Raw genomic sequence first — 24657 nt, 5'->3', positions numbered from 1 at the left:
GGAAGCGGAATTGTCGCAAGTATTTCAGCGCAGAAACGGGTCGGAAATATTCTGTGCCTGTGAGGTGCCGCTGTTTGATTCTCAGGCAGCGGAGAATTGGGAAGCCGGTGAAATTCCGGCACTGCCCCCGCAACGGTAAAGAAGGTCAGGTACGGCAAACAACCACTGGGACGAGGATCCCGGGAAGGTGCCGATACCGGGCGAAAGCCCCTTCCAAGTCCGGAAACCAGCCTCGCAGATAAGTCAAACCGCGGGTGGCGGTGGGGGCGCAGGTTTCGGACGTGATCCTCGCACGGCACCGGACGGTTCTCCCTTGCCATCTGCCCAAGCAATGCCGCGGGGCGCGGCAGGAGAGCCAGAAGTGAGCAAAATTCAAACCCTATTGGCCCGTCGAAACCCAGGCTATGCGCTGGAGCAGGCGTTTTATACTGATCCAGAAGTTTTCCAGACAGACCTTGAAACCATCCACTACCGCGATTGGCTGTTTGCCATTCCCGCCTGCGAACTGGAAAAACCCGGCAGCTACGTGACCTACAACGTCGGAGCTTACCGCGTCATCATTGTGCGTGGCGCGGACAATCAGATACGGGCCTTTCACAATACCTGCCGCCATCGCGGGTCGGTCATCTGCAAGGCCGCAAAGGGACATGCACCCAAGCTGGTTTGCCCATACCACCAGTGGACCTATGAACTTGACGGGTCCTTGTTGTGGGCCCGCGACATGGGGCCGGGCTTTGATCCAAAGCAACACGGATTGAAGACGGTTCATTGCCGGGAACTGGCCGGTCTCGTTTACATCTGCCTGGCCGATGAAGCGCCGGGTTTCGATACATTTGCCGAACTTGCGCGGCCCTATCTGGAGCCTCATGACCTAGGCAACGCCAAAGTGGCCTTTGAGAGTTCGATCATCGAGAAAGGCAACTGGAAGCTCGTTTGGGAAAACAACCGCGAATGCTATCATTGTGGCGGCAACCACCCGGCGCTCTGCCGCACGTTCCCCGATGATCCGGCAGTAACCGGAATAGAAGGCGGTGAAACCCCGGCCCACATGCAAGCGCACTTTGACCGGTGCGAAGCTGCGGGGATGCCATCTAAGTTCTACCTGCATGGTGATGGCCAATACCGTCTGGCGCGGATGCCTCTGAAAGAAGGCGCAGAGAGCTACACGATGGATGGAAGATCAGCCGTGCGCCGTTGGTTGGGTCGCTCGCCGTTCGCGGATGCTGGGTCGCTGCTCAAGTTCCACTATCCGACCACGTGGAACCACTTTCTGGCCGATCACTCGATTGTTTTTCGAGCCACACCCATCGGTCCTACGGAAACCGAGGTCACCACGAAGTGGCTGGTCCACAAAGAGGCCGTCAAAGGTGTCGATTATGACCTGAAACGCCTGACCGAGGTCTGGATCGCTACCAATGACGAAGATCGTCAGGTGGTTGAGGATAACCAGCAGGGCATCAACAGCCCCGCCTATATTCCCGGACCTTATTCGCCCTCACAGGAATCCGGGGTTCTTCAGTTTGTCGATTGGTACTGCAACACATTGGCCGCCCGACTGGCGCCGGGTGCTATGGCCGCGGAGTAAAGGTTATGAAAGATCTAAACCCGCCCTTGGCAGCAACGTGGCAAGATAGTGAAACCCTGGAATGCGTCTCGGTCGTGCCCGAGATGCCAAACACCGCCAGTTTTACCTTTCGCGCACCCTCTGCCGCCCTGTTCGCCTACCAGCCCGGACAGTTTCTGACACTCGAGATCCCCGCTCCGGGACAGCCGGGCGGAGTAGTGCATCGGACCTATACGATCTCGTCCTCACCCTCCCGACCCAGATCCATTACGATCACGGCCAAAGCGCAGGCCGACAGTATTGGTACACTCTGGATGCTTGACAATCTTCAGCCAGGCATGCGGATAAAGGCCATCGGCCCCGCTGGACTGTTTACAAATGCCCGAAGCACTGCGGGCAAGTATCTGTTCATTTCCGCAGGCTCGGGCATCACTCCGATGATGTCGATGACCACCTGCATGTGGGATGAAGGGCGCAATTTGGATATCGTCTTTATCAATTGCGCCAAACGCCCGTCCGAGATCATCTTTCGCCAGCGACTTGAACAAATGGCCAGCCGCACGCAAGGTCTGGATCTGAAATTCGTGGTGGAAGAGGCCGATCCCTACCGGCCCTGGACCGGATATCAGGGACAGTTCAATCAACTGATGCTGGGGTTGATGGCTCCGGACTATCTGGATCGCGAGGTCTATTGTTGCGGTCCGGAACCCTTCATGCAAGCCGTGCGGGATGCGCTGACGGGCCTTGGTTACGATATGGAGAATTATCATCAGGAAAGCTTCGGCGCGCCCGTTGAGACCGAGGCCGATCAGCCCGATCTGGATGACATCATCCCCGATGAAGAGACCAGTGCAGAAATCCACTTCGCAAGCTCGGGCATAACTGCCAAAGTTGCCGAAACTGACACCGTGCTGGCGGCGGCTCGGTCCGTGGGCCTCAACATTCCATCGGGTTGCACTTTCGGAGTCTGCGGCACTTGCAAGGTCAGAAAGACTTCGGGCGAAGTTCACATGGTCCACAACGGCGGGATTTCAGAAGACGACATCGAAGCTGGCTATATCCTTGCCTGTTGTTCCAACCCGATCGGCAAGGTCGAAGTCGAAGTTTGAGTAGCGCGGAAGGCGTGGTTTTCGCGCCTTCCGTTTTATCCTCAGGAGTCCGTCCTTTTGTTCAGCCTTTCAAAGGTACTCAGGCTCTGTTCCGACGCTGCCACCCAAGCAGGCTGAAACACGCAAACAGGACAGCCGCCACGCAAACGATGGACGGACCGGCCGGTGTATCAAAAACATACGCCGCCCGCAGCCCGGCCACAGCGGACGTCGCCCCTATTGCTGCGGCAATCAACGCCATCGATTCAGGCGACCGCGCCAGGCTACGCGCTGCCGCCGCCGGGATAATCAGCATCGCCGCGATCAGCAAAACCCCCACGACTTTGATCGCAACAGCCACTGTAACCGCCAGTGACAGTGTCAGCACCAACTGCTCGCGCTTGGGATCGAAGCCGCTGGCATAGGCCAATTCCTTGTTCAGCGTCGCAGTCAAAAGCTGGGACCAACGCCATGTGATCAGAGCAACCACCAGCGCGGCACCGCCCCAGATCACGATCAGGTCCGAGCGGGAGACGGCCAGAATGTCGCCGAACAGGTAGGCCATCAAATCAATGCGAACGCCGGATAGAAACGACACCGCCACAAGACCAAAGGCCAAAGCGGAATGCGCCATAACACCCAGCAAGGTGTCCATCGCATATCCGCGCCCTGCCAACAAAGTGACAGTCAGTGCCATCAGAAGTGCAACGGCCAGCGCACCAGTGAAAACCGACATTTGAAACGTCAAAGAAAGCGCAACGCCCAGTATCGCAGCGTGCGCTGTAGCATCTCCGAAATAAGCCATCCGCCGCCACACCACGAAACATCCAAGCGGAGCTGCGGCAAAGGCCACGCCAACGCCAGCGAGCGTTGCCCGGGTCATAAAATCATCAAGCATTATTCTGCGGCTTCCTGAGAGTTCGTATCGCAAGTGTGGTCATGATCGTGATCATGGCGATAAAGAGCGAGCGCGCCACCCGTGCCAGTACCGAACAGCGCTCGGTACTCGGGGGCCGAGGCCACAACGGCCGGTGAGCCTTCACAACAAACATGGCCGTTCAGACAAATCACCCGGTCCGAAGCGCTCATAACCACGTGCAGCTCATGACTGATCATGATGATCGCACACCCGGTTTCGCGGCGCACGGCTTCGATTTGGCGATAAAACGCGGCCGATCCGGGTTGGTCGAGGCCTTGCGTTGCCTCATCCAAAAGCAGGATTTCAGGCCGGTTGATCAATGCCCGCGCCAGCAACACGCGCTGAAACTGACCGCCAGAGAGCTGCGACATTTGACGCTTCAGAAGGTCGGGAACGCCTGCTGTTTTCAATGCATCCGCGCAGTCTTTGCGCGAAACGCGATTTGTCAGGCGCATGAAGCGTTCAACTGTGATGGGCAGGGTCGGATCAATGTGCAGCTTTTGCGGGACGTATCCAATTCTCAGACCCGGCTTGAGCTTAACCTGCCCGGAGGCCGGTGTCGCCGCACCAATGATCGCCCGCAGAAGGCTGGTCTTGCCCGAGCCATTGGGACCGACAATCGTAACGATCTCGCCCGGCTCAACAGCCATTGCGACGTTACGCAGAACGGTATTGGCCCCATAGCTTATGCTGAGGTCTTCTACGGTAATCAGGTTCATTTCTACGCCTTTTCGGTGCAGTCGGGGCAGACACCTTCGGCTTCTACAACTGTCCGTTCAATCTCGAAACCCACGGCGCGCGCAGCGGCACCCAAAGCACCCTTGGCGGGCGCGGAATGCGCTTCGGCTACGGCGTCGCATTTTCTGCAGATCATAAAGGCTGGCGAATGTGTGGCACCGGGATGCGCGCACGCCACAAAGGCATTCAAACGCTCGATCTTGTGTACAAATCCATTGTCGACAAGAAAATCGAGTGCCCGATAGGCTACAGGCGGCTGAGACCCGAAACCTGCTTCGCGCAAACGGTCGAGGATTGCATAAGCACCAAGAGCCCGGTGTTCCTGCAACAGCATTTCGAGCACCTTACGTCGAACCGGCGTCAGACGCAGACCTTCGTCTTTGCACCGCGACTCGGCAATTGCCAGAGCACTATCGACGCAGTTCTCGTGGTCATGTTCCTGGAACCCAACCAGAGCCGTGTCTTCGGCAAGTGCGGGTGTTGTCTCACTTGTCATGTTATTCCATATCATGTATGCCGCTCGCAACGTTATAAAATCACACAGAGGGTCTGATGTCCAGAAAGCTTCTTCCTGTTTCGATCATTGCTGCGCTAATGGGTGGCACAGCTATGGCCGATGTCCCGAATGTCGCGGTTGACATTGCACCAGTGCATTCACTGGTGGCACGCGTCATGGAAGGTGTAGGAACACCGGACCTGATCGTACAGCCCGGCGGATCGCCCCACGAATACAACCTGCGCCCCTCTGAAGCGGCGGCCCTGCAGGAAGCAAATCTGGTGTTCTGGATCGGCGAGGATCTGACACCGTGGATGGAAGGCGCGATTGAAACTCTGGCCGACGGCGCGACAGTCACGTCCCTGCTGGAATCGGATGGCACTGTACTTCTTGATTTCCGCGAAAGCGCTCTGTTTGAGGCGCATGACCATGGCGATGAGGATGATCATGGCCATGAGGAACACACCGAAGACAAGGATCACGACGATCATGGTCACGACGACCATGCCGACGAAGCAGGGCATGACGACCACGACCATGACGGTGAACATGGTCACGAGGATCACGGCGAAGACAAAGATCATGACGATCATGACCACGGCGACGAGCATGCCGAAGGCGATGACCATGGTCATGAGGACGAGCACGGCCACGACGAACACGCCGAAGGTGACGACCACGATCATGAAGAACATGCCGGGCATGATGACCATCATGATCATGCACATGGCGAACATGATCCGCACGCCTGGCTCTCGCCTGAAAATGCCAACGCATGGCTGAATGTGATTGCCGCACAGCTTTCCGCTGCGGACCCGGACAACGCAGGCACCTATTTCGCAAATGCCGCCGCCGCGCGTGAAGAAATGGCAGCGCTTTCTGCAGAGGTGAACGAAACGCTAAAGCCAGTACGCGGCAGCAGCTTTATCGTGTTCCACGACGCCTATCAGTATTTCGAGAACGCCTTCGACTTCCCGGCATCCGGCGCGATTTCGATCGGCGACGCCTCTGATCCAAGCCCGGCCCGCGTTGCCGAGATTCAGGGCCGCATTCGCGATGAAGGTATCGATTGCGTTCTGGCAGAACCGCAATTTAACCCGGGTCTGGTCGAAACTGTCATGGACGGAACCGAAGCAAAAACAAACGTGATCGATCCGCTGGGCGCTGAACTGGAGCCCGGCACGGCGCTATACCCTGAAGTCATTCGGAACATGGCCAAAACACTGGCTGAGTGTCTTTGACACCAATGATCAGCCCATTCCACGTCTATACCTGGAATGGGCTGACTATCGCTGGGGGCAACGCCTGTACCCAGTTGGTTTACATTAACCAGTAACGTTGTCCCCATCACACTCCGACTGAGATGCTATTCATCCCCTAATCACAGTTGCCGAATTTCATCGCACCAACGATACCGGCAATTGCCCGAGGACCGGGGCATTCCAAGCGTCTGCGTCAGGCGGCAATGGTCTTCATGGCACCAAGAAACTGCGCCACCTCGGCGACGCTGTTATAATGGCACATCGAGACCCGGACACAGCTGTCCATGTCAAGTGGTGCCAGAATGTTACCGGAATAGTGATCTGCCTTCCGTAAATGGGTGCGGATGCCCTGCTCGTTAAGCAAACGCACAACGTCGACCGAAGGTACGCCGTCCACAATCAGCGATACCAGACCCTCGCGGGCCGGATTGTCATCGCCGCCCAAAATGCTGACCTTTTCCATTTCGGCCAGTCCGGGCAGATTCCCGGTGCCATGGATCATCGCATCGGTCAGCGCCTTTTCCTGAGCATGGATCGCCTCGCCCGCTGCTACAAACTTGTCGCGTCGATCGTCAGAATCTGTGACCTGTGAACCCAGCCATTCGAAATAGCCAACCACATCAGACATGGTAGCATAAGACCCGGTGTCGCGCGTGCCCATCTCCCAATTGTCGGCTGGGCCGTCGATCAGGCTGTTGTGCGGCAAATCCGTCAGCCGGTCCGAGATCCAGGCAACCCCATAGCCATGGCGCGAAAACACCTTGTAGGGCGAGATCACATAACCATCCACGTCATAGGCTGTCAGGTCGATCCGGCCATGTGCAGCGTGCTGGATGCCGTCGACGATGATGTAGCAGTCCGGCGCAACGGCCCGGATGGCTGCGGCCACGGCCTCCACGTCGACCCCCATCCCGGTGACAGGCGAGGTGTGAACAATGGTTGCCACTTTGGTGTCGGGCGTGACTTTTGCGGCATAAGCCTCGGCCGTTACTGTGCCGGTAGTGTCGTCATGCTCGACCAGAACATGGCTCTGCCCGGCTACGCGCGCCCAGCGGTCGCAAGCGCTGCGGGTGGCGGGGTGTTCCAGCGTCGTGCCCAGAACCTGACCCGCGCCGGTGCCCAGACAGGCGTTCATGATCAGGCGAAACAGCAGCTCAGTTCCGCTTTCGCCAACGAAGAACTGGCCGCCCGGCGCGTTCATGAACACGGCCATATCCTCTTTGGCCTGAGTGATCACGCGCACCAGTTCGTGGCTGCCGGGATTGTCACGCCCCTGATTGTCAGGGATGGCCGCATAGTCCTGCGACGTTTCCACCACCGAGTTCAGCGTCAGCGCGCCGCCGGCATTTTCAAAGAAAATGCGCGGCCCCTGCTGTGGGCAATGGTCGATCTGGGCAAACCGGTCACGGATTTGCTGAAGCAGTTGGTCATTGATCTGGGGCATGGGTACTCAATCGTGCAAGTGTTTCATTCTGACAGGATATATGTGTTGCGACCCAAAGTACGCGCAAAAAAACCGGGGGCTATGCGGTAATATTTTGTTCAGCATCGCAACAGTTCTGTGACACCTGATGATTGAACCGCCATTCCCGTTTACTCCGCAGGCAAAACCTCCGCTTCTGAGCCCTGTCGACCAGCCATAACGCTAAACAGCGCGGGCACCATTGTCAGGGCAGCAATCGTTGCTGCGAACTGACCGAATATGATGGCAAGGCACAGTGGCCTCCACGCTTCGTCCGCCAGCGCCAAGGGTGCCAGACCTACCATGGTCGTCAGCGTTGTCGACACGATCGGGCGAAAACGGTCTGCTGCCCCCTGGCAAGCGGCCTGCGCGATATCCATACCCTTGGCTACATGCCGGTTCATCGTGTCCACAAGAACAATGCCGTCATTCACCGCAATACCGGCCAGAGCAATCATACCGATGACCGCCGGAAAGCTGAGTTCGATCGCGAACAGGAAAAATCCAAAGGCCACGCCGGACAGCCCGCAGACCACGGTGACAAGGATAATTGTTGGCTGAAGGAAAGATCGGAATTGCAGGATCAGCACCGACGCCACACCCAGCATCGCCAGAATAAAGGCCTGCTGTGCGCCGCCATAGGTTTCGCCAGCCAGCTCGAACTCGCCCGCGAACTTGTAGGTGTAGCCAGGCGGCCAGTCTTCCTGCATCGCCCTGAGTTCGGGTTCGATCAGATCGTGTAGTTGGTTAAAGGTGTAGGAAAAACTCTTACCCATAACCGTTGCCGTACGCTGACCGTCCTTGTGCGAGATGGTCAGAGGGATACGGTCGGTGCGCTGCTCGGCCAGCAGGGAAACCGGAACCCAACGTCCATCCGGTACGCGGATCTGGATGCTTTTCCATTCTTCCCAGGTTTCTGGCCCACCCAGCCGACCCTGTTTCGAGGGCCAGTAGGTCTCGACGCGGATCTCCAGATCATCCGCGTCCGAACTGGTGCGCATCTTGGCCGCCTCATAGTCGCCCAAGTAATGGGTCAACTGAGCGTTAAAGTCAGCCTCGGTTAACCCGTATCGCTGCAAAACCTCGCGCCGCGGCTGGATCGTCGCCTCGACCCGAGACTGGCCGAGATTGTCACGGATATCGCTGAGGCCCGGAATCTGCCGCAACCGTTGCTGCACTTGCTGGCTGATACGTTGAACACCCTCCAGCTCTGGTCCGAAGATATTGATCTGCAACGGGTCTTCGTTGGTGGACGCGCCTGTTTCCGAGGTGATCAGCATTCGGTAACCGGGGACGTCAGCCAAGGCTTGCTCGATCTCCGCACGCAGGGCGGGCACGGTTTGAAATGCAAGCTGGTCTCGTTCTGCCTTGGGCTTGTACAGAACCGTAAACCCAACAATGTTGCGAGCGGTCGCAACTGACAAACGATCTTCGGCAGAGCCTTCGTAAACAAAGTCGCGCTGGCCAACGACCATCAACGTCGAGGTCAGATAGGGTTTGTCTTGGAGAATGTCAGCAATCTTCAGCGCGACTTCTCGGGTGTCCTCCAGTTTGTTGTCCGGGGACAGCTCAACCGTGATCCCCATGTTACGCCCATCCGACAAAGGATACAGCGTGACCGGCAGCAGTGACCCCAGCATGAAGCAAGAGGTAATCACCGCGGCCCCACCGGCGATCCAGCCCCATGAGGTCGAGCGGCGGCGCACCACGGTGCGACCAAGCCAGCCGCGCAGCCAGATTTCCAGACGCTCCGTAATCCGGTCGACCAGCATTGGTTGAGCAGACTCGCGGCGTGACAGGAGGAACTGCGACAGCGGGATCGTGATGAGCAACGACACCGCATAGGATACCACCAGCAGCACGCCTGCGGTGACGGGAATCGAGCGAATGAACTTGCCATCCAACCCGCCGATCATGGCAAGCGGCACAAAGATCAGCACGGTGGTCACCGTCCCGGCCAGGGATGGTACCGCGAATTTCTTCACTGTTTGAATGGCGGCGTCGCGAAATTTCAGTTTCTTGCGGTGAACGCCTTCGTGCATCCCTTCCATCATCAGGATGAAGTCATCGACCAGCAGCCCCAAAGCCAGCACCATGCCGATGACCACCATGACGTTGAACGTGTATCCCAACATCCAAAGCACCGCGAGCCCACCCAGCATGGTGACCGGGATCGACAGCGCCGCCACGGTTGCCTCGCGCCATGTAAGCAGAAAGAACAATATGACGAACACCGCTGCCACTGACTGCCAACCATTGACCAGCGTCTTGTCCAGTTCCTGCTGGATGATTTCGGCGTCGTTCGACACGATGTCGTATTGCAACCCGACCGGCCAGTCGCGCGCCTGCATGGCCCTATCGATCACCTGCGTAGCCGCATCGACCAGCTTGATGGTGTCCTGCCCATCCGCTTTGATCACCGACAGCGCCACGCCCTGGGTGAAATCGCGCCCTTCGCTTGAGTAGTAGGTTTCCGTTTCTGCCCGGTACAGGGCCTGTTCGACGCGCGCCACGTCGCTTAGACGAACGACGTATCCGGCCGGGCTGCGACGAATGACGAGATCGGATAATTGCTCGACATCGTAAATCGCCGTTTCGCTTTTTAAACTAAAGGACTGCTCGGGGCCTTCATAAACGCCCAGCGGAAAGTCCTTGGCATGGGCGCGAATAAGGCGACCCACATCAACCGGTGAAACATCATGCGTGCGCAGCCGTTCAGGCAGCAATTGCACCCGTACATAGGACTTTCGATTGCCCAGCAGGTCGACCTTGGTGATACCCGGAATGCGCAACAGTTGCTTTTTCAGACGCTTGGCTGTCGTGTCCAGTTCACTGGGGGGAACTCTCCCGAACAGAACGAAGGATGCAATCGGCATCGACCGGATTGACGCCTGTGTAACCACAGGTGTTTTCGGCCCTTCAGGAAACTCTGCCCGCGCCTTGTTGACCCGCTCGCGCAGCTGACTGATGGACTCTTGCAATGGCGCATCCGCGTCGAACTCCGCAAGAATAACCGAATTCGAATGCGTTGAACCGCTGGAAAATTTCTTGAGATCCTCAATATCGCGGATTTCCTGTTCTATCCGGTCGGTCACCTCTTTCTCCATCACGGATTGCGGCGTGCCGTGCCAACTGGTGTGGATGAAAGCCATGGGAATCTGCAGATCCGGCAGCGATTCCTTGATCATGCCGCGAAAGGCAAACACCCCGCCCACGGTGATGAACAACAGCAGCAGTATCGCCAGAATTGAATCGACAAAGAAGAATGAAAACAGGCGATTGTCTTTGGCACGCTTTTTATCCATTGCGGGCCTCGGGGTCTAACAGCTGAACGGAATCTCCGGGTAGAAGCCTGTGCCGTCCTTCGGTAACGACAATGTCCCCTGGCTCTAACCCCTCGGGGACTTCAACCAGCGTGTCTTCGCGAATTCCTGGCTGGATGACACGTTCGGAAACGGTGTTGGTGTCAGCGTCGACGACCAGAACGTACGCCTCATTATCCCGGTGCAGCAGCGCCTCGACCGGTACAACCGGAGTCGCTTTGGCGGCCCTCAAAATTTTGACCCGCGTCAGTTCTCCGTCGATCAGGCCCAGATCGGCCTCGTTCGTGCGTAGGGTGACGCGCACAGTGCGCGAGTCCGGGGACAACATCGGCGCCACAGCGTGCACCGATGCATGAAGAAGGTCGGCTTTGCCCTGCCCCACACCATGACCGGCCAGCCCGTCACGTAAAACAACGGCTGGATTGCCAACCCTCAGTTCTGCACGCCGATGCATCGGAATTTCGACTTCAATCTCAAAAGTGGACGCATCCAGCAGGGTCACGGGAAACGTTGCGGCCATGGATGTGTCGTCAAGGGAACTCATTTCCTCGGGCAACACATATTCACCCTCGCGGATGTTCAACCGCGCAACAACACCATCCCACGGCGCGTGAATTCGAGTTCGTTCCAGATTTCGGCGCGCTTGCGATACTTCGTTTCGCGCGGCCAGCACGCCCGCTTCACTTGCGACAACGCGGGCCTCGGAGGCTGATACGTTGGCAATAGCCACTTCCAGCTCGGCCGTGGCCTCATCGAATTTCTGCTGCGAGACCACTTTTTTGTCCAGCAGCACCCTGGCCCGGTCCAGTCGCGTTCGCCAGAGGTTCTCAGTGCTTTTCGACTGCTTCAACTGCGCATTGGCCATATCCACATTGCGCTCTGCTTGGGTCAGGCCGGTGTCGGCAATTCTGAGCGCCTCGATGTAATCAGCGTCGTCAAGACGCGCGATCAACTGACCTTTCTGGTCTTCTATCGGGCCAGTTACGGATGCGCCTTCGCGGACATCGTCGCCCACCTCGGCAACCCGGCCCGGCACTTCAAATGTCAGATGGCTGCGGCGTACCGCCCGTGCAGTACCTTCACCGTAAATCCAGTCGCGCAGCTCCTGCTCACGCACCTCAGCCCAACGCACCTGTGTCGGAGCGGGCGGCGCAGGCTCAAGCGCCACATAGCGCTCGGCCATACTTGTCCAGCTGAAATAAGCAATACCCACCAGCAGCGGCAACAAAAGGCAAACAAGCAGAATCATCCTGACCGCTTTTTTCATGATCGAGGGTCTCCGAAACCAGTTTGGAGAAATGATTTATGGGATTGTTGTTTTTTGTCAATAGAGACAATTTATAAATATGCACGGTTTGTGAAACGCTGAATGGTCAGCTTGCTGAACACATTCAAACAGCATGGTCCGGCTGATGCGGATCAGGCTGAGGCCTTTCGGGATACTCAATGCAAGTCAGGCGTCACATAGCTGGCGAGTAGCGCAGGCTTCACTCGAACGGGAAACTGTCCAGCCGCTCGTTGCCATCTTCGGTAACCAGTACCTGTGTTTCCAGTTTGACGCTTTCCGAACCCTTCTCGGCAATCAGGCTTTCTACACAAACGACCATTCCGGGCTCGAACCTCCCGGACATCGCGCCCTCGCCCCAATCCACTTGCAACGGAACAACCGGCCATTCATCAGCCATACCGACGCCGTGAACCGCCAAAGAATAGCGATAGGGAATGTAAGGATCAGGAATGCGCCAGCTTTTGTCGTTGAACTCGGCAAAGCTGACACCCGGGCGTACCAGATCCAGATTGTGGTGAATTTGGTCCAGCGCCGTGTCGTACAGGCGCCGTTGCGTCGACGTCATGGGCGTGTATCCACAGGTCCACGCGCGGGAAAGATCGGCGCAGTAACCGTATGGGCCGATCATGTCGGTATCGAACGAAATCATCTCGCCCAGCTGGCAGGGTCGGTCCGAACACTCCTGATACCAGGGGTTCGTCCTTGGACCGCAGGTCAGCAACTTGGTCTCCAGCCAGTCGCCACCCGATCGCGCATTTTCGAAATGCAGGTGCGCCCAGAGTTCACGCTCGGTGGTGCCTGGGGTGGAGTGTTCGTAGATCCGCGCCATGCCTGCCTCGCACACACGGATAGTCCAACGCATCAGCTCGATTTCATCGTCGGATTTGATCGAGCGCGCGATCTCTGTAAGCGGCGAACCGGCAATAGGTTTGAGACCACGCGCCTTTAATGCATCGACGCCCCCATTCTCGAGCGTGTCGCAGGCAATGCGCCGGTTGTCTCCGCCATATTCCCGGACGATCTCGGCAATTTCATCGGCCCAATGGTCTGTTGCCACCTCTGTTTTGTCGCCTGAGGCCATGAACATCCACGTTCTGGCGACCCTCACTTCGTCAATGCCGGGCAAGCCTTCGCTTTGATGAAGGCAACCCTTGAACTCGAACATAATGGCTGGCCCATTGTTCAGAATCAGCGCATATCGCATCGGGTTATGAAGCGTCCAAACCTGCATGTTGGAACAGTCAAATGCATACCGGATGTTGCAGGGGTCATAGAGCAACAGCGCAGAGCAATCCGCGATTTCCATCTGCTGGCGCAGACGCTGCAGCCGGTATACGCGCGCCCGGTTCAGAACCGAGTCGGGCACGGGGCTTTTTAAAGGCTTATCCGCACCCTCGGCGTTCAGGTAAGTGAGCTTGCGATCATCTTTGAAGGCGCTTTCCGCGTTCATGATGCGCGCCCGTAAAACCCGATGCGCTCTTCCTCGGTAAACTGAACATTCGGTCGTTCGTAGTAGGAAAATACCGCGATAATGCGGTCGCGCTCGCCCCGCACGGGTGTAACACGGTGGGCCGTGTTCTTACCTTTGAAGATATTCAATGTTCCCGGCTGCAGCTTCATGAGCGTCGGCTTGCGACGCCCCTCCAGCAAATCAGCGACCCCGTCGTAGTTTGGGTCGACGTCACTGCGCAGATCCTTCTCATACTCGAAATCTCCGCCCGAGTCGGGCGCCTGCAGCAGCAGCGTTGTGGTGAATTCCGATCTGTCAAAGTGCCAGTTCAGGGCCTGCCCCTGCGCATAGGCCATGACATTCACCCGGGCCAGCGGGTCCTGCATGACGAACAGCTCTGGCTTTTCCATCACTGCAGCCAAAAACTGCGCAAACGGAGGCCATTCATACAGACGGATCACAGTAGACTGCCCCATCCGATCCGCGCATATTGTCCGGTTCGACGTTTCAAATTCGATAAGGGCGGGATGGTCGTCGTTTAGACCGTCGATGCTTTTCTTGAAGTAAATGTTGTGCCGACGTGCATGAACAAAAGAGTGTTCGCTAAAAACCGGCTTGAGCTCCGCAACCGCGGATTGGATGGCGCGGTCCCGGATAAATCCGGGCAAGTTGAACAGGCCATTCTCGGTCAGTTCCAACTTGCAGTGTTCAATCAGCTCTTGCCACGCCACGCTGCCCGGCTGGTCCAGCGGGTATAAGTCCAAGTTGATCACATCACGCATCATCGATCCTCCCAGTCTTGAATCCTGAGTAGGGCTTGAACACTGACCTTATCAATAGGTATTCTTTTTAGGGTGCATTAGATTTTCTAAAGGTTTGCCATGAAACGCACGGCTCCACTCAATGCGCTGCGCGCTTTTGAAGCCGCGGCCAGAACGGGCTCGTTTACCAAAGCTGCGCGCGAACTGAATGTCAGTGCCGCGGCCGTCAGCCAACAGGTAAAATTGCTGGAAGAGTTTTGGGACGAGACGTTGTTCATCCGGCAAGGAAACAGGATTTCTCTGACGGACTCCGGGCAGATGGCCTATCCTGAACTCGCGGGTGCAATAACGCGCCTGTCTGACCTGTCCGACAGGATGCAACGGACAAACACCCGTCGAAAGCGGCTGGTGCTGAGCGCCCCACCCTCGGTCGCCGAAACCTGGCTGGCGCGGAAGCTTTCCAAACTCGGGTTTGACAATCTTGAGACACCTCTGGGCATTCGGATCGAGGAAGATCCCGTGGACTTCCAAGCCGATCGCATTGATATGCGGGTTTTCTATGGTCACGATCTATATGGTGACTATCAGGTCGTATCCTTGTTTTCAGATGTTCTGGTTGCGGTGGCTTCACCGCAGTTGGCCGCGCAGTATAGTCACGGGCTGATCCGGGTCCCGGATCGATGTTTCATCCATACCGACTGGGGACCGGGTTTCGCCTCTTCCCCGGATTGGAACACCGCATTGGATGGACGCCGGATCATTGATCGGTCAGCCGGACAACTTGTGGGGCACAGCAGCACCGCGTTGAGTTTTGCGCGCAATGGGCTGGGTGTTGCCCTCGTCCCGCAGGAAATGGCCGCGACGGATCTGAAAACCGGCAACATCACCAAGATGGACCTGTCACCGATCACACTACCGCAGGACTATCTGATTGCTTATCCAAAAAGGCTAAAGTCACATCCGGACGTGCAGAAAATCGTTGGTTCGCTGCAAAATGGCTAATCGTATGCCAGCGCAGAGGCGACGTGGGGTCATTACCGTGATTTGTTGACGATGCCTTATCGCCAACATACGAACTGATTAAGATGCATAAAATCTCAGCCCTCAACCATGCTCAAAAGGCGCACAGCACGCGGTTTCTAGCCGATCAATGCAGCGTTTCTCAAGCCACGTTGGGATCGCAAACGCGCCGCAGTTCAGCACGTGTTGAACTAAGTCGCTAAAGATGCGGCTGCCATCGTCTGAACCGAAACCCACTTCCAAGCCGGCACAAGTTCCGCAGAAGCCCCAAGGACAAACCCCATGAGCGCAAACATCATCGTCAGCACCCAGGATCGCGTTACAACGGTAGCCATTGCCCGCGAGGAAAAGAAAAACGCGATCACCTTTGCCATGTACACAGCGATGGCCGAGGCCATCGAAGAATACGGACAAACCGACAGAGCGCGTGCGCTGGTCATCACCGGTTCCGGCGATATGTTCACGGCTGGCAATGACCTGCAGGATTTCATGGCTGGCGGTATTCCGGCAAGTGCTGAAGAAAATCCAATCGTGCGCTTTCTGAACGCGATCCGCGATTGTCCCAAGCCCCTGATCGCGGCGGTAAACGGCCCGGCGATCGGAGTTGGCCTGACCATGCTGCTGCACTGCGATCTGGTCTATTCCGCGCAAAGCGCCACATACAGCGCTCCGTTTGTGCAGCTGGGTCTGGTGCCCGAGGCCGGGTCGTCGATGTTGCTGCCCGCTTCGGTCGGCATGGCCGTCGCTAACGACGTCCTGCTTGCTGGTCGTATCTTGGACGCGACCGAGGCATTGGACCATGGGTTGGTCGCCCGAGTCTTTTCTGACGGTGAAATGATGACCAAAGTACAGGAGATCGCTCGGCAAGTTGCCGCCTCGGCACCTGTCGCGCTCCGTCAATCCAAAGCCCTGATCCGTAGTCAGCGTGACGAAGTGGCCGGCCACATGGCCGATGAAATCAAGATCTTTGCGCAGCAGTTGCAATCGCCGGATTTCGCCGAAAGCGTCGCGGCCAAACTTCAAAAAAGGACGCCAAACTACGGTTGAGCGGTACCGCTGTAGAACAGTACCACTATTACCGTATCCAAAGACCATCCATCCTTCAGCGTCCGATTGGAAAGTCTGTCGACATCTGGCCTAAGCTCTGTTCGGCGGGTTCAAAGTATGTCGCTTTGTTGGGAATGTCGGCCTGTGTCACCTTGCCCGATGCAAACCTTAGCCCGTGCTGCGTTGTCGGATGGCCATTGAGAGGGCCTTGCAGAAAAGCGCCAGAGCCGAAAGCGGCTCCGGCGCCACGTTTTACACCTATTCGCTGTCTACGGGCAGGTAGAGGTCACCACCCTGACGGAATTTGGCCGCCATGGCTTCCATTCCTTCCTTTTGCGCCTCGGACCGAATGTCGTGGCTGATCCGCATTGAGCAGAATTTCGGCCCGCACATTGAACAGAAATGCGCCACCTTATGTGCCTGCTTGGGCAGGGTCTGGTCGTGGAATTCGCGTGCGGTGTCTGGGTCGAGTGACAGGTTGAACTGATCCTCCCAGCGGAACTCGAACCGAGCCCGCGACAGGGCATCGTCACGGCGTTGCGCACCCGGAAGACCCTTGGCCAGATCCGCGGCGTGTGCGGCGATCTTATAGGTGATGACGCCGGTCTTCACGTCGTCCCGATCCGGCAGGCCCAGATGTTCTTTTGGCGTGACGTAACAGAGCATCGCGCACCCGAACCAGCCAATCATTGCCGCGCCAATACCGCTGGTGATGTGGTCATAGCCCGGTGCAATGTCAGTGGTCAGGGGGCCAAGCGTATAGAATGGCGCTTCGTGGCAGCACTGCAACTGCTTGTCCATGTTTTCCTTGATCTTATGCATGGCCACATGGCCAGGGCCTTCGATCATCACCTGACAGTCCTTTGCCCAGGCGATCTTGGTCAGTTCACCCAGCGTCTCGAGCTCGGCAAACTGCGCCTCGTCATTGGCATCAGCGATGGAACCGGGACGCAGGCCGTCACCGAGGCTGAACGACACGTCATAGGCGCGGCAGATGTCGCAGATTTCGTCGAAATGCTCGTACAGGAAGCTTTCCTTGTGATGATGCAGACACCACTTGGCCATGATAGACCCACCGCGCGACACGATGCCAGTCACCCGGTTCACGGTCATCGGGACCATATGCAGGCGCACACCCGCATGAATGGTGAAATAGTCTACGCCCTGTTCGGCCTGCTCGATCAGCGTGTCGCGAAACACCTCCCATGTCAGATCCTCGGCAATACCATTGACCTTCTCCAATGCCTGATACAGCGGCACAGTGCCGATCGGAACCGGTGAGTTGCGAATGATCCATTCGCGCGTGTTGTGGATGTTGCGACCGGTGGACAGGTCCATGACCGTGTCGGCACCCCAGCGGATCGACCAGACCATCTTGTCCACTTCCTCTTCCATCGAAGAAGTCACAGCCGACGTACCCATGTTGGCGTTGATCTTGACCAGAAAGTTACGCCCGATAATCATCGGTTCGCTTTCAGGGTGGTTGATGTTGGCAGGGATGATCGCACGGCCTGCGGCGACCTCGTCCCGCACGAACTCCGGGGTCACATAGTCCGGAATATTGGCGCCCCAATCATTGCCTTCGCGTTGCTCGGCCACGGCCTCGCGCAGCTGGTTTTCGCGGATAGCAATGAACTCCATCTCGGGCGTCACAATCCCGGCGCGGGCATAGGCCAGCTGTGTTACAGCCTTGCCATCTGTTGCGCGCAGAGGCCGTGGACGCACCGGAAACTCGGGCGTCAGGCGGTCGCCTTCTACAAACCCGTTATCCTCGGGTTTGATCTCGCGCCCTTCATACTCTTCGACATCGCCGCGCGCCTCGATCCATTTGCGGCGCAGCGGGGTCAGCCCCTGACGAATGTCCGTGATCACATTCGGGTCGGTGTAAGGGCCAGAGCTGTCATAGACCGGCAGTGGCGGCTCACCCGCTGTGGGATGGACCGAAATCTCGCGCATTGGCACCCGGACACCTGGGTGCAGCGTACCATTCACATAGATTTTGCGTGATGCAGGCAATTCACCTGTGGTGATCTTGGGATTGGGGACATTCATGTTGGTGCTCCTCAAGCAGTTCAACTCAAAAAGACACCAGATGAGTTTTGGCTTGGGGAAACGAGAGGGTGTACGGCCCCCTGTTCGGAGTGCGCCCGCCCGGATCCGTGGCCTGCGCGCCCTAGCTTCCTACGCCAGTATCAACTGGGTCAGGTTCAAAGGGTCGCGTCGCCGGGCAATGCCCCGTCCGCCTCTCAGTCCCCTAGGTGGGACTCCCCTGCGTAAGGACCGTCTAGCCTGAGAGAGAACGAAGAAGCAAGTTCCAGTTTTACCGCGTCATGCGTCCAGATGTACGGCCAGCCAAACTGCCAAGCGCGGGCCAAGGGGCGTGTGCCTGACCGATGAAAGCAGGACCGCCGACTGCAATGGGTGGGAGTGCATTTCCCCGGTGCCCGGCCCGTAGGCGCCGCACCTCGCTTCCGCCCGCAAAATCAGTAGCAAATTATCGGTCATTTGTCCGACCGACGCCGCAGATGACGGTAGCGATATCAATTTAATTTCATAAGTGGGGTGGCCAATTCTGGTTGACGATGAAATGCAGTGCGCATCAGCAAATTTTGATTCGCTTTGGCAGGCTTTCCGCAAGTCCAGCCGGGCGTTTTTTGTGGCTGTTCAGATGGGAAACCACTCGGCGGCCAATCGAAGTCAGAGGGAACTCATGGGCCTGACCTGCTATGATGTAATGGTACCGTCTGAGGTACAGAATACCATTCTGCCGGATGAAAGCATCGCGACGGCTTTCAACATCATCAGAGGCAGCCGGGCGCGTTTTCTGCCGGTGGTGGCCGAAGATGGAACCTATGTTGGCGTTTTCACCGCCCCCACACTTCTGAAGTTGATCCTGCCCAAAGCGGCAACCATCGGTCTGAACGATGATGCGTCCCGCGTCCCGATCGAATCTCTGAGCTTCATGAACTTGACGAGGGATGATTTCGAACAACAGCTGGACCGGCTGAAGACTGAGACTGTTCGCGACAACATGTCGAGACCATCCAACATTCCTGTTGCTGCACCCGACACGCCGGTGATGGAAGGCATCTTCCTGATCTACAAATACAAACGGCACGTGATCCTTGTTGAGCCCGAAACCAACCGTTTCGTCGGCACCGTAAGCGCCAACTCGCTTCTGGATCGCGCACTCAGCTAACCCTATACGAACCGGACTAAAACCTTGGCAACGCATTCGACGTCACACGGAGAGAGCGCTCTCTCTGTTCCACAACTATTGGGAATCGATCCCCTTTGGGTCGCAACCGGAATCCTGATTTTGGTTTACGCGGTCCTGATCACCGAGAAGGTCAATCGCGCCATTCTGGCCATGCTGGGCGCGTCCCTGATGGTCCTGTTTGGCATCATCAATCAGGAACAGGCGGTGGCGGGCGTGGACGCCAACACCCTGGCCTTGTTGATCGGTATGATGGTCATCGTGGGCATCACCAGCAAATGCGGGCTGTTCCAATACGTGGCGATCAAGGCCGCCAAAGCGGTAAAAGCCAATCCAACCGGCATCCTGATCATGCTGACGCTGATCACTGCAGTGTTTTCCGCGCTTCTTGATAACGTGACAACCGTCCTGCTGATCGCTCCGATCACGCTGCTGATCACCGAAGCGCTGGAAACGCGGGTTTTTCCGTTCTTCATTGCCGAAATCCTGGCCTCGAATGTCGGGGGCACCGCCACTCTGATCGGTGACCCGCCCAACATCATCATTGGTTCGGCTGCAGGGCTGAGCTTTAACCAATTTGTAGTGAACCTGGCTCCTATTTCGGCCATTTGTCTCGTTGTCCTGACCGGCATCATCTACCTGATGAACCGCAAGGAACTGGCCAGCATCCCGAAATCGGCAAGTGAGCGGATCATGGGCTTCAATGAATCCGAAGCTGTCACCGATGTTGTCCTGATGATCAAGTCTCTGGCCGTTCTGGCGCTGGTGCTGCTGGGCTTCACGCTGGGGCACAGCTATGGGATTCAACCTGGCACATCGGCGCTGGCCGGTGCGGGTCTTCTGATGCTTCTGGCCTATGGCCATCAAAGCGGCGAGGAACAATCCGAGTCGGTTCACCACATCTTTGGTGAAGTCGAATGGGTCACGATCTTCTTCTTCGGTGGGCTGTTCGTCATCGTTGCCGGTGTGGAACATGTTGGCCTCTTGGCCTTCTTCGGTGAGAAAGTGCTGGAACTGACCCAGGGCGACATGATGTGGACTGCGTTCTTCATCTTCTGGGCTTCTGGCATCCTGTCCGCTATTCTGGACAACATCCCCTTCGTAGCCACGATGATCCCGCTGATCGAATCCACCGCCGACACGTTTGGCGGCAAGGATGCGATCGAACCCCTGTGGTGGTCGCTGGCGCTTGGGGCTTGTTTGGGCGGCAACGGCACATTGCTGGGGGCCAGCGCCAACCTGACGGTCGCCGCGTTTGCAGAGAAGGCAAAACAGCCTATCGGCTTCATTGCCTTCGCCAAAATCGCGTTCCCAATCATGATCCTGACGTTGATGATCGCGAACGTGTACATTTGGCTGCGGTACTTCTGACTTCAGGGCCCTTTGAATCAAGCGCGCTGAAAGCGTTGCTGGTTCAAAGGGCTTCAAGTTCCGACAGGCGGTGAGGCACCCAAATCGCCTCGACTTGCGAAAACACAAACTTCGGCCCCTTCGCGGCGCAATTTTATTAGGTTGTCTTTTCGGCCAATCCCCCCTAGTGACGGCCTCACCTCGGGGAGCGCGGCCTGCCGCGCTGAGATGCTGACCAAGCGAACCCGTAGAACCTGAACCGGCTAGAACCGGCGGAGGGAAAGGTGAAGGTTTCGTCCATCCTTGCCCTCTCGCCGCAATGGAGGATGACATGAAACATCTGCTGATTGCTGCGGGACTACTGAGTGCAACTTCGGCCATCGCCGCCGATAAATCTCAGCTGACCGTGTACACCTATGACAGCTTTGTATCCGATTGGGGCCCCGGCCCGCAGGTGAAAGAAGCTTTTGAAGCGACCTGTGAATGCGAACTGAACCTTGTAGGTGTTGAAGATGGTGCCGCCCTGTTGTCGCGTGTCCGGCTTGAGGGTGAAAACTCTGACGCCGACGTGGTGTTGGGGCTAGACACAAACCTGATCGCTGCGGCCCGGGAAACCGGTCTATTTGCGCCCAGTTCCATCTCTGCGGACTTCGCACTTCCGATCGAGTGGAAGGATGACACTTTCACTCCTTACGATTGGGGTTACTTCGCGTTTGTCTACAACGCAGACGCATCGGCGCCTGCCAACTTTAAGGAACTGGCAGACAGCGACACCAAGATCATCATTCAGGACCCGCGCTCGTCCACTCCTGGTCTGGGCCTGCTGATGTGGGTCAAGGCGGCCTATGGGGACGAAGCACCAGAAATCTGGGCCGGTCTGGCCGATAACATCGTGACCGTCACCAAAGGCTGGTCCGAGGCATATGGCCTGTTCCTTGAAGGCGAGTCGGACATGGTCCTTAGCTACACAACCTCGCCAGCTTACCATCTGATCGCCGAAGAAGACGCGAGCAAAGCGGCAGCGGCCTTTGACGAAGGCAACTATCTGCAGGTCGAAGTGGCGGCAAAGCTGGCCGGAACGGATCAGCCCGAACTGGCGGATCAGTTCCTGGAATTCGTGGTCTCGGATGCGTTTCAGCAGATCATCCCGACAACCAACTGGATGTACCCGGCCGTGACCCCGGCAGCAGGTCTGCCCGAGGGTTTCGAGACCCTGACCGTGCCAGAGAACTCCCTGCTGTTCTCACCCGATGAAGCCGCCGCTGTGCGGGATCAGGCCCTTGCGGAATGGCAGAACGCGCTCAGCCAGTAAGCCCCTGGCCGGGTATCGGCGCGGCGGCTTTGGTCGCCACGCTGATACTGGGTACACTTGCGGCTGTCGCACTACGTGCCGAAACCAGCAGCGGGTTCAGCCCCGCCGACTGGGCGGCGCTAAAGTTCACGCTGACCCAATCCACGCTGTCAGCCCTGTTCAGCGTCTTGCTAGCCGTTCCGGTGGCCCGAGCCCTCGCTCGTCGGCGGTTCCGGGGCCGACGCGCTTTGATCGCCCTTCTCGGTGCACCGTTTATCCTTCCTGTCATCGTAGCCATCCTTGGGCTGTTGCAGGTCTTCGGACGGTCCGGTTGGATTTCTGACCTTCTGGGTCTTTTTGGCCTGCCGCCCATCCGCATCTACGGGCTGCACGGGGTTGTGCTGGCGCATTTGTTTTTTAACCTGCCCTTGGCTACGCGCCTTGTGCTGCAGGCCTGGCAGGAGATTCCCGCTGAGCGATTTCGTCTGGCCGCGCAACTGGGCTGCAACGGTGCGGCGATGTTCCGATTGATCGAGCTGCCCATGCTCCTGCGCATTCTACCGGGCGTTCTGGCGGTGGTCTTCGCCATTTGCCTGACAAGCTTCGCCGTTGCGCTCACCCTTGGTGGAGGTCCGAGGGCAACAACGATTGAGTTGGCAATCTATCAGGCATTTACCTATGATTTCGACCTCGGTCGCGCGGCGCTGCTTTCCGCGCTGCAATTGGCCCTGACTGCCGTCGCTGCATTCGCCGCGCTGAAGTTTTCACGCGGAGATGGATTTGGAACAGGCCTTGATCGCGCCATACGCCGCTGGGACGGTGGAACACCTACACTTGACGCGTTCTGGATTCTTACAGCGGCCACTTTTCTGCTTCTCCCACTCGCGTCAGTGGTAATCTCCGGTTTTGCAGGGCTGTTTGAAATGCCCGCGATGGTGTTTCGTGCGGCCCTGACTTCAATCATTGTTGCCGCAGCCAGCACTGCCATTCTTTTGTTACTTGCACTCCCCATGGCCGCCGCGGTTGCGACCGGACGTTATGGAATAGTGGAGCTTAGCGGTATTTTGGGATTGGCGGCTTCACCTTTAGTGATTGGCACTGGCCTGTTCATCCTGATCCGCCCATTGGCAAATCCAACAACACTCGCACTGCCCGTGACGGCATTGGTGAATGCGGCGATGGCTCTGCCCTTTGCCCTTCGCATTCTTGTACCCGCAGCGCGTGACGTCGTGACTCGGCACGGTCGGCTTGCGATCTCACTGGACATGGGCAAAGGGACATTTTTTGCGCGCGTCCTGCTGCCTCGTATGCGCCCGCAAATCTGCTTTGCTGCCGGTCTTGGGGCCGCGCTATCCATGGGCGACCTAGGCGTGATCGCGCTGTTTGCCGATCCGCAGATCGCAACGCTGCCCTTGCAGATTTATCGGTTGATGGGGGCCTATCAGATGCAGGCCGCCGCGGGGGGCGCACTACTGTTACTGCTGCTGTCGATGGGTGCATTCTGGCTTTTGGACCGAGGAGGGCGCTGGCATGCTGAAGCTTGACGACTGTTTGATTAAAAACGGCAATTTCACCCTGCGCGCTAACATTCAGATCGAGGCTGGAACCAGCGTTGCCATTATCGGCCCATCCGGGGCGGGAAAGTCCACATTGCTTGAAACCATTGCGGGTTTTCGAGACCTCAAGCGGGGCCAGATCTTCTGGAAGCATAAGTGTGTTTCCAATCTGCACCCCGGTAAGCGCCCATTGGCGATGCTGTTTCAGGACGGGAACCTGTTTCCGCATTTGACGGCCGAACAGAACATCGCCTTGGGCCTGCGCCCAAACGGCCGCCTTTCGAAAGATGAGGAAACACAAGTGCAATCGGCACTGGATCGGGTCGCCCTGCCCGGGCTTGGAGGGCGGCGGCCATCGGAACTGTCAGGCGGCCAGCAAAGCCGGGTCGCATTGGCCCGAGTCCTTGTGCAGCGGCGCGAGATTTTGCTTTTGGACGAACCCTTTGCGGCTCTGGGACCTGCGCTCAAGGCCGAAATGCTTGATCTGGTGGCCGATCTGGTGGCCGAGAGCGACACCACTTTATTGATGGTCAGCCATGATCCGCAGGACGCGCGCCGCATCGCCCAGCAAACGGTTCTTGTGGCGGATGAGATAGCGCACCCCCCTGCAGTGACCGAGCAGCTTTTTGAGAACCCTCCGCCGAGCTTGCGAGAGTACCTCGGCTAGCAGCGGCGTCGCCTGGATCATACGTTAGGCATAGTAGGTCCGCAGGTTTTGGCCTCGCATTGAATAATGCGCGCGTTTTGCATCAACCTCTCACGCGATATCGCAAGGTTAAGGCTTCAACTGCGTTGAAACGAGCCCACAAGCAAAATATCGTTCAA

Annotated in this window: 19 protein-coding genes and 3 riboswitches; of the genes, 10 read left to right on the top strand and 9 right to left on the bottom strand. The window is 57.4% G+C overall.

Annotated elements, in window-relative coordinates; all coding sequences use genetic code 11:
• Positions 1–45 precede the first annotated feature (45 nt).
• A riboswitch (cobalamin riboswitch) is annotated at positions 46–250 on the top strand.
• An 81-nt stretch (positions 251–331) separates the two neighbouring features.
• Positions 332–1585, top strand: coding sequence for an aromatic ring-hydroxylating dioxygenase subunit alpha (locus tag MHN28_RS09525; RefSeq protein ID WP_239338688.1), 1254 nt, complete (start codon positions 332–334; stop codon positions 1583–1585).
• Positions 1586–1590: 5 nt separating this feature from the next.
• Positions 1591–2673, top strand: coding sequence for a hybrid-cluster NAD(P)-dependent oxidoreductase (locus tag MHN28_RS09520; RefSeq protein ID WP_239338365.1), 1083 nt, complete (start codon positions 1591–1593; stop codon positions 2671–2673).
• A 79-nt stretch (positions 2674–2752) separates the two neighbouring features.
• Here the strand turns inward: MHN28_RS09520 and MHN28_RS09515 are convergent, their stop codons facing one another.
• Genes MHN28_RS09515 through MHN28_RS09505 form a run of 3 tightly spaced genes read right to left on the bottom strand, consistent with a single transcriptional unit; the run spans position 2753 to position 4805 of the window.
• A complete protein-coding gene (locus MHN28_RS09515) occupies positions 2753–3550 on the bottom strand; it encodes a metal ABC transporter permease (RefSeq protein WP_239338363.1) in 798 nt (265 codons plus the stop codon).
• Positions 3550–4290, bottom strand: a complete 741-nt coding sequence (locus MHN28_RS09510; protein WP_239338361.1) for a metal ABC transporter ATP-binding protein — start codon at positions 4288–4290, stop codon at positions 3550–3552. Before MHN28_RS09510 ends, MHN28_RS09515 begins: the two co-directional genes overlap by 1 nt.
• 2 nt (positions 4291–4292) lie before the next feature.
• A complete protein-coding gene (locus MHN28_RS09505; protein WP_239338359.1) occupies positions 4293–4805 on the bottom strand; it encodes a Fur family transcriptional regulator in 513 nt (170 codons plus the stop codon).
• 56 nt (positions 4806–4861) lie between these two features.
• Between MHN28_RS09505 and MHN28_RS09500 the strand changes: the two genes are divergently transcribed.
• A complete protein-coding gene (locus MHN28_RS09500) occupies positions 4862–6046 on the top strand; it encodes a zinc ABC transporter substrate-binding protein (protein ID WP_239338357.1) in 1185 nt (394 codons plus the stop codon).
• Between the two features lie 214 nt (positions 6047–6260).
• Here MHN28_RS09500 and MHN28_RS09495 read toward each other — a convergent pair whose 3' ends face one another.
• The 5 genes from MHN28_RS09495 to MHN28_RS09475 form a co-directional block, all read right to left on the bottom strand.
• The gene (locus MHN28_RS09495) at positions 6261–7511 is read right to left on the bottom strand and encodes an aminotransferase class V-fold PLP-dependent enzyme (protein ID WP_239338355.1); all 1251 of its coding nucleotides are present in this window, start codon (positions 7509–7511) and stop codon (positions 6261–6263) included.
• 149 nt (positions 7512–7660) lie between these two features.
• Positions 7661–10834 carry an efflux RND transporter permease subunit gene (locus MHN28_RS09490; protein WP_239338353.1) on the bottom strand — a complete coding sequence of 1058 codons (3174 nt, stop codon included), beginning with the start codon at positions 10832–10834 and terminating at the stop codon, positions 7661–7663.
• Positions 10827–12101, bottom strand: coding sequence for an efflux RND transporter periplasmic adaptor subunit (locus MHN28_RS09485; RefSeq protein ID WP_239338351.1), 1275 nt, complete (start codon positions 12099–12101; stop codon positions 10827–10829). Before MHN28_RS09485 ends, MHN28_RS09490 begins: the two co-directional genes overlap by 8 nt.
• Before the next feature lie 238 nt (positions 12102–12339).
• On the bottom strand, positions 12340–13590 hold the full coding sequence (locus MHN28_RS09480; protein WP_239338349.1) for a Xaa-Pro peptidase family protein: 1251 nt from the start codon (positions 13588–13590) through the stop codon (positions 12340–12342).
• The gene (locus MHN28_RS09475; RefSeq protein ID WP_239338347.1) at positions 13587–14372 is read right to left on the bottom strand and encodes a 2OG-Fe(II) oxygenase; all 786 of its coding nucleotides are present in this window, start codon (positions 14370–14372) and stop codon (positions 13587–13589) included. The genes MHN28_RS09480 and MHN28_RS09475 overlap by 4 nt, the downstream gene beginning before the upstream one ends.
• A 99-nt stretch (positions 14373–14471) precedes the next feature.
• On the opposite strand from MHN28_RS09475, the gene MHN28_RS09470 reads away from it, so the two are divergent.
• Both MHN28_RS09470 and MHN28_RS09465 read left to right on the top strand, forming a co-directional pair.
• A complete protein-coding gene (locus MHN28_RS09470) occupies positions 14472–15353 on the top strand; it encodes a LysR family transcriptional regulator (protein ID WP_239338345.1) in 882 nt (293 codons plus the stop codon).
• A 300-nt stretch (positions 15354–15653) separates the two neighbouring features.
• Complete coding sequence (locus MHN28_RS09465) at positions 15654–16418, top strand: enoyl-CoA hydratase (protein WP_239338343.1); 765 nt, start codon at positions 15654–15656, stop codon at positions 16416–16418.
• 258 nt (positions 16419–16676) lie between these two features.
• On the opposite strand, the gene thiC is transcribed toward MHN28_RS09465, so the two are convergent.
• Positions 16677–18470: a phosphomethylpyrimidine synthase ThiC gene (thiC, locus tag MHN28_RS09460; protein WP_239338341.1), complete on the bottom strand. Its 1794-nt coding sequence runs from the start codon at positions 18468–18470 to the stop codon at positions 16677–16679.
• Between the two features lie 109 nt (positions 18471–18579).
• Positions 18580–18699: riboswitch (TPP riboswitch) on the bottom strand.
• Between the two features lie 429 nt (positions 18700–19128).
• Between thiC and MHN28_RS09455 the strand changes: the two genes are divergently transcribed.
• The 5 genes from MHN28_RS09455 (at position 19129) to MHN28_RS09435 (ending at position 24499) form a co-directional block, all read left to right on the top strand.
• Positions 19129–19617, top strand: coding sequence for an HPP family protein (locus MHN28_RS09455; protein ID WP_239338339.1), 489 nt, complete (start codon positions 19129–19131; stop codon positions 19615–19617).
• Positions 19618–19641: 24 nt separating this feature from the next.
• A complete protein-coding gene (locus MHN28_RS09450) occupies positions 19642–21006 on the top strand; it encodes a sodium:proton antiporter (protein ID WP_239338336.1) in 1365 nt (454 codons plus the stop codon).
• Positions 21007–21177: 171 nt separating this feature from the next.
• Positions 21178–21284: riboswitch (TPP riboswitch) on the top strand.
• A gap of 32 nt (positions 21285–21316) precedes the next feature.
• Positions 21317–22297: a thiamine ABC transporter substrate binding subunit gene (gene thiB / locus MHN28_RS09445; protein WP_239338333.1), complete on the top strand. Its 981-nt coding sequence runs from the start codon at positions 21317–21319 to the stop codon at positions 22295–22297.
• Positions 22273–23820 (top strand): thiamine/thiamine pyrophosphate ABC transporter permease ThiP, encoded by a 1548-nt coding sequence (locus MHN28_RS09440; protein ID WP_239338331.1) that lies wholly within the window; start codon positions 22273–22275, stop codon positions 23818–23820. Before thiB ends, MHN28_RS09440 begins: the two co-directional genes overlap by 25 nt.
• Complete coding sequence (locus MHN28_RS09435; RefSeq protein ID WP_239338329.1) at positions 23807–24499, top strand: ATP-binding cassette domain-containing protein; 693 nt, start codon at positions 23807–23809, stop codon at positions 24497–24499. The genes MHN28_RS09440 and MHN28_RS09435 overlap by 14 nt, the downstream gene beginning before the upstream one ends.
• Positions 24500–24657 lie beyond the last annotated feature (158 nt).

Origin of the sequence: Ruegeria sp. Ofav3-42 (genome assembly GCF_022347725.1) — a bacterium.
Classification (GTDB): Bacteria; Pseudomonadota; Alphaproteobacteria; order Rhodobacterales; family Rhodobacteraceae; genus Ruegeria.
Note: the sequence above shows the minus strand (reverse complement) of the source record. Positions and strands in the feature narration are given on the sequence as shown.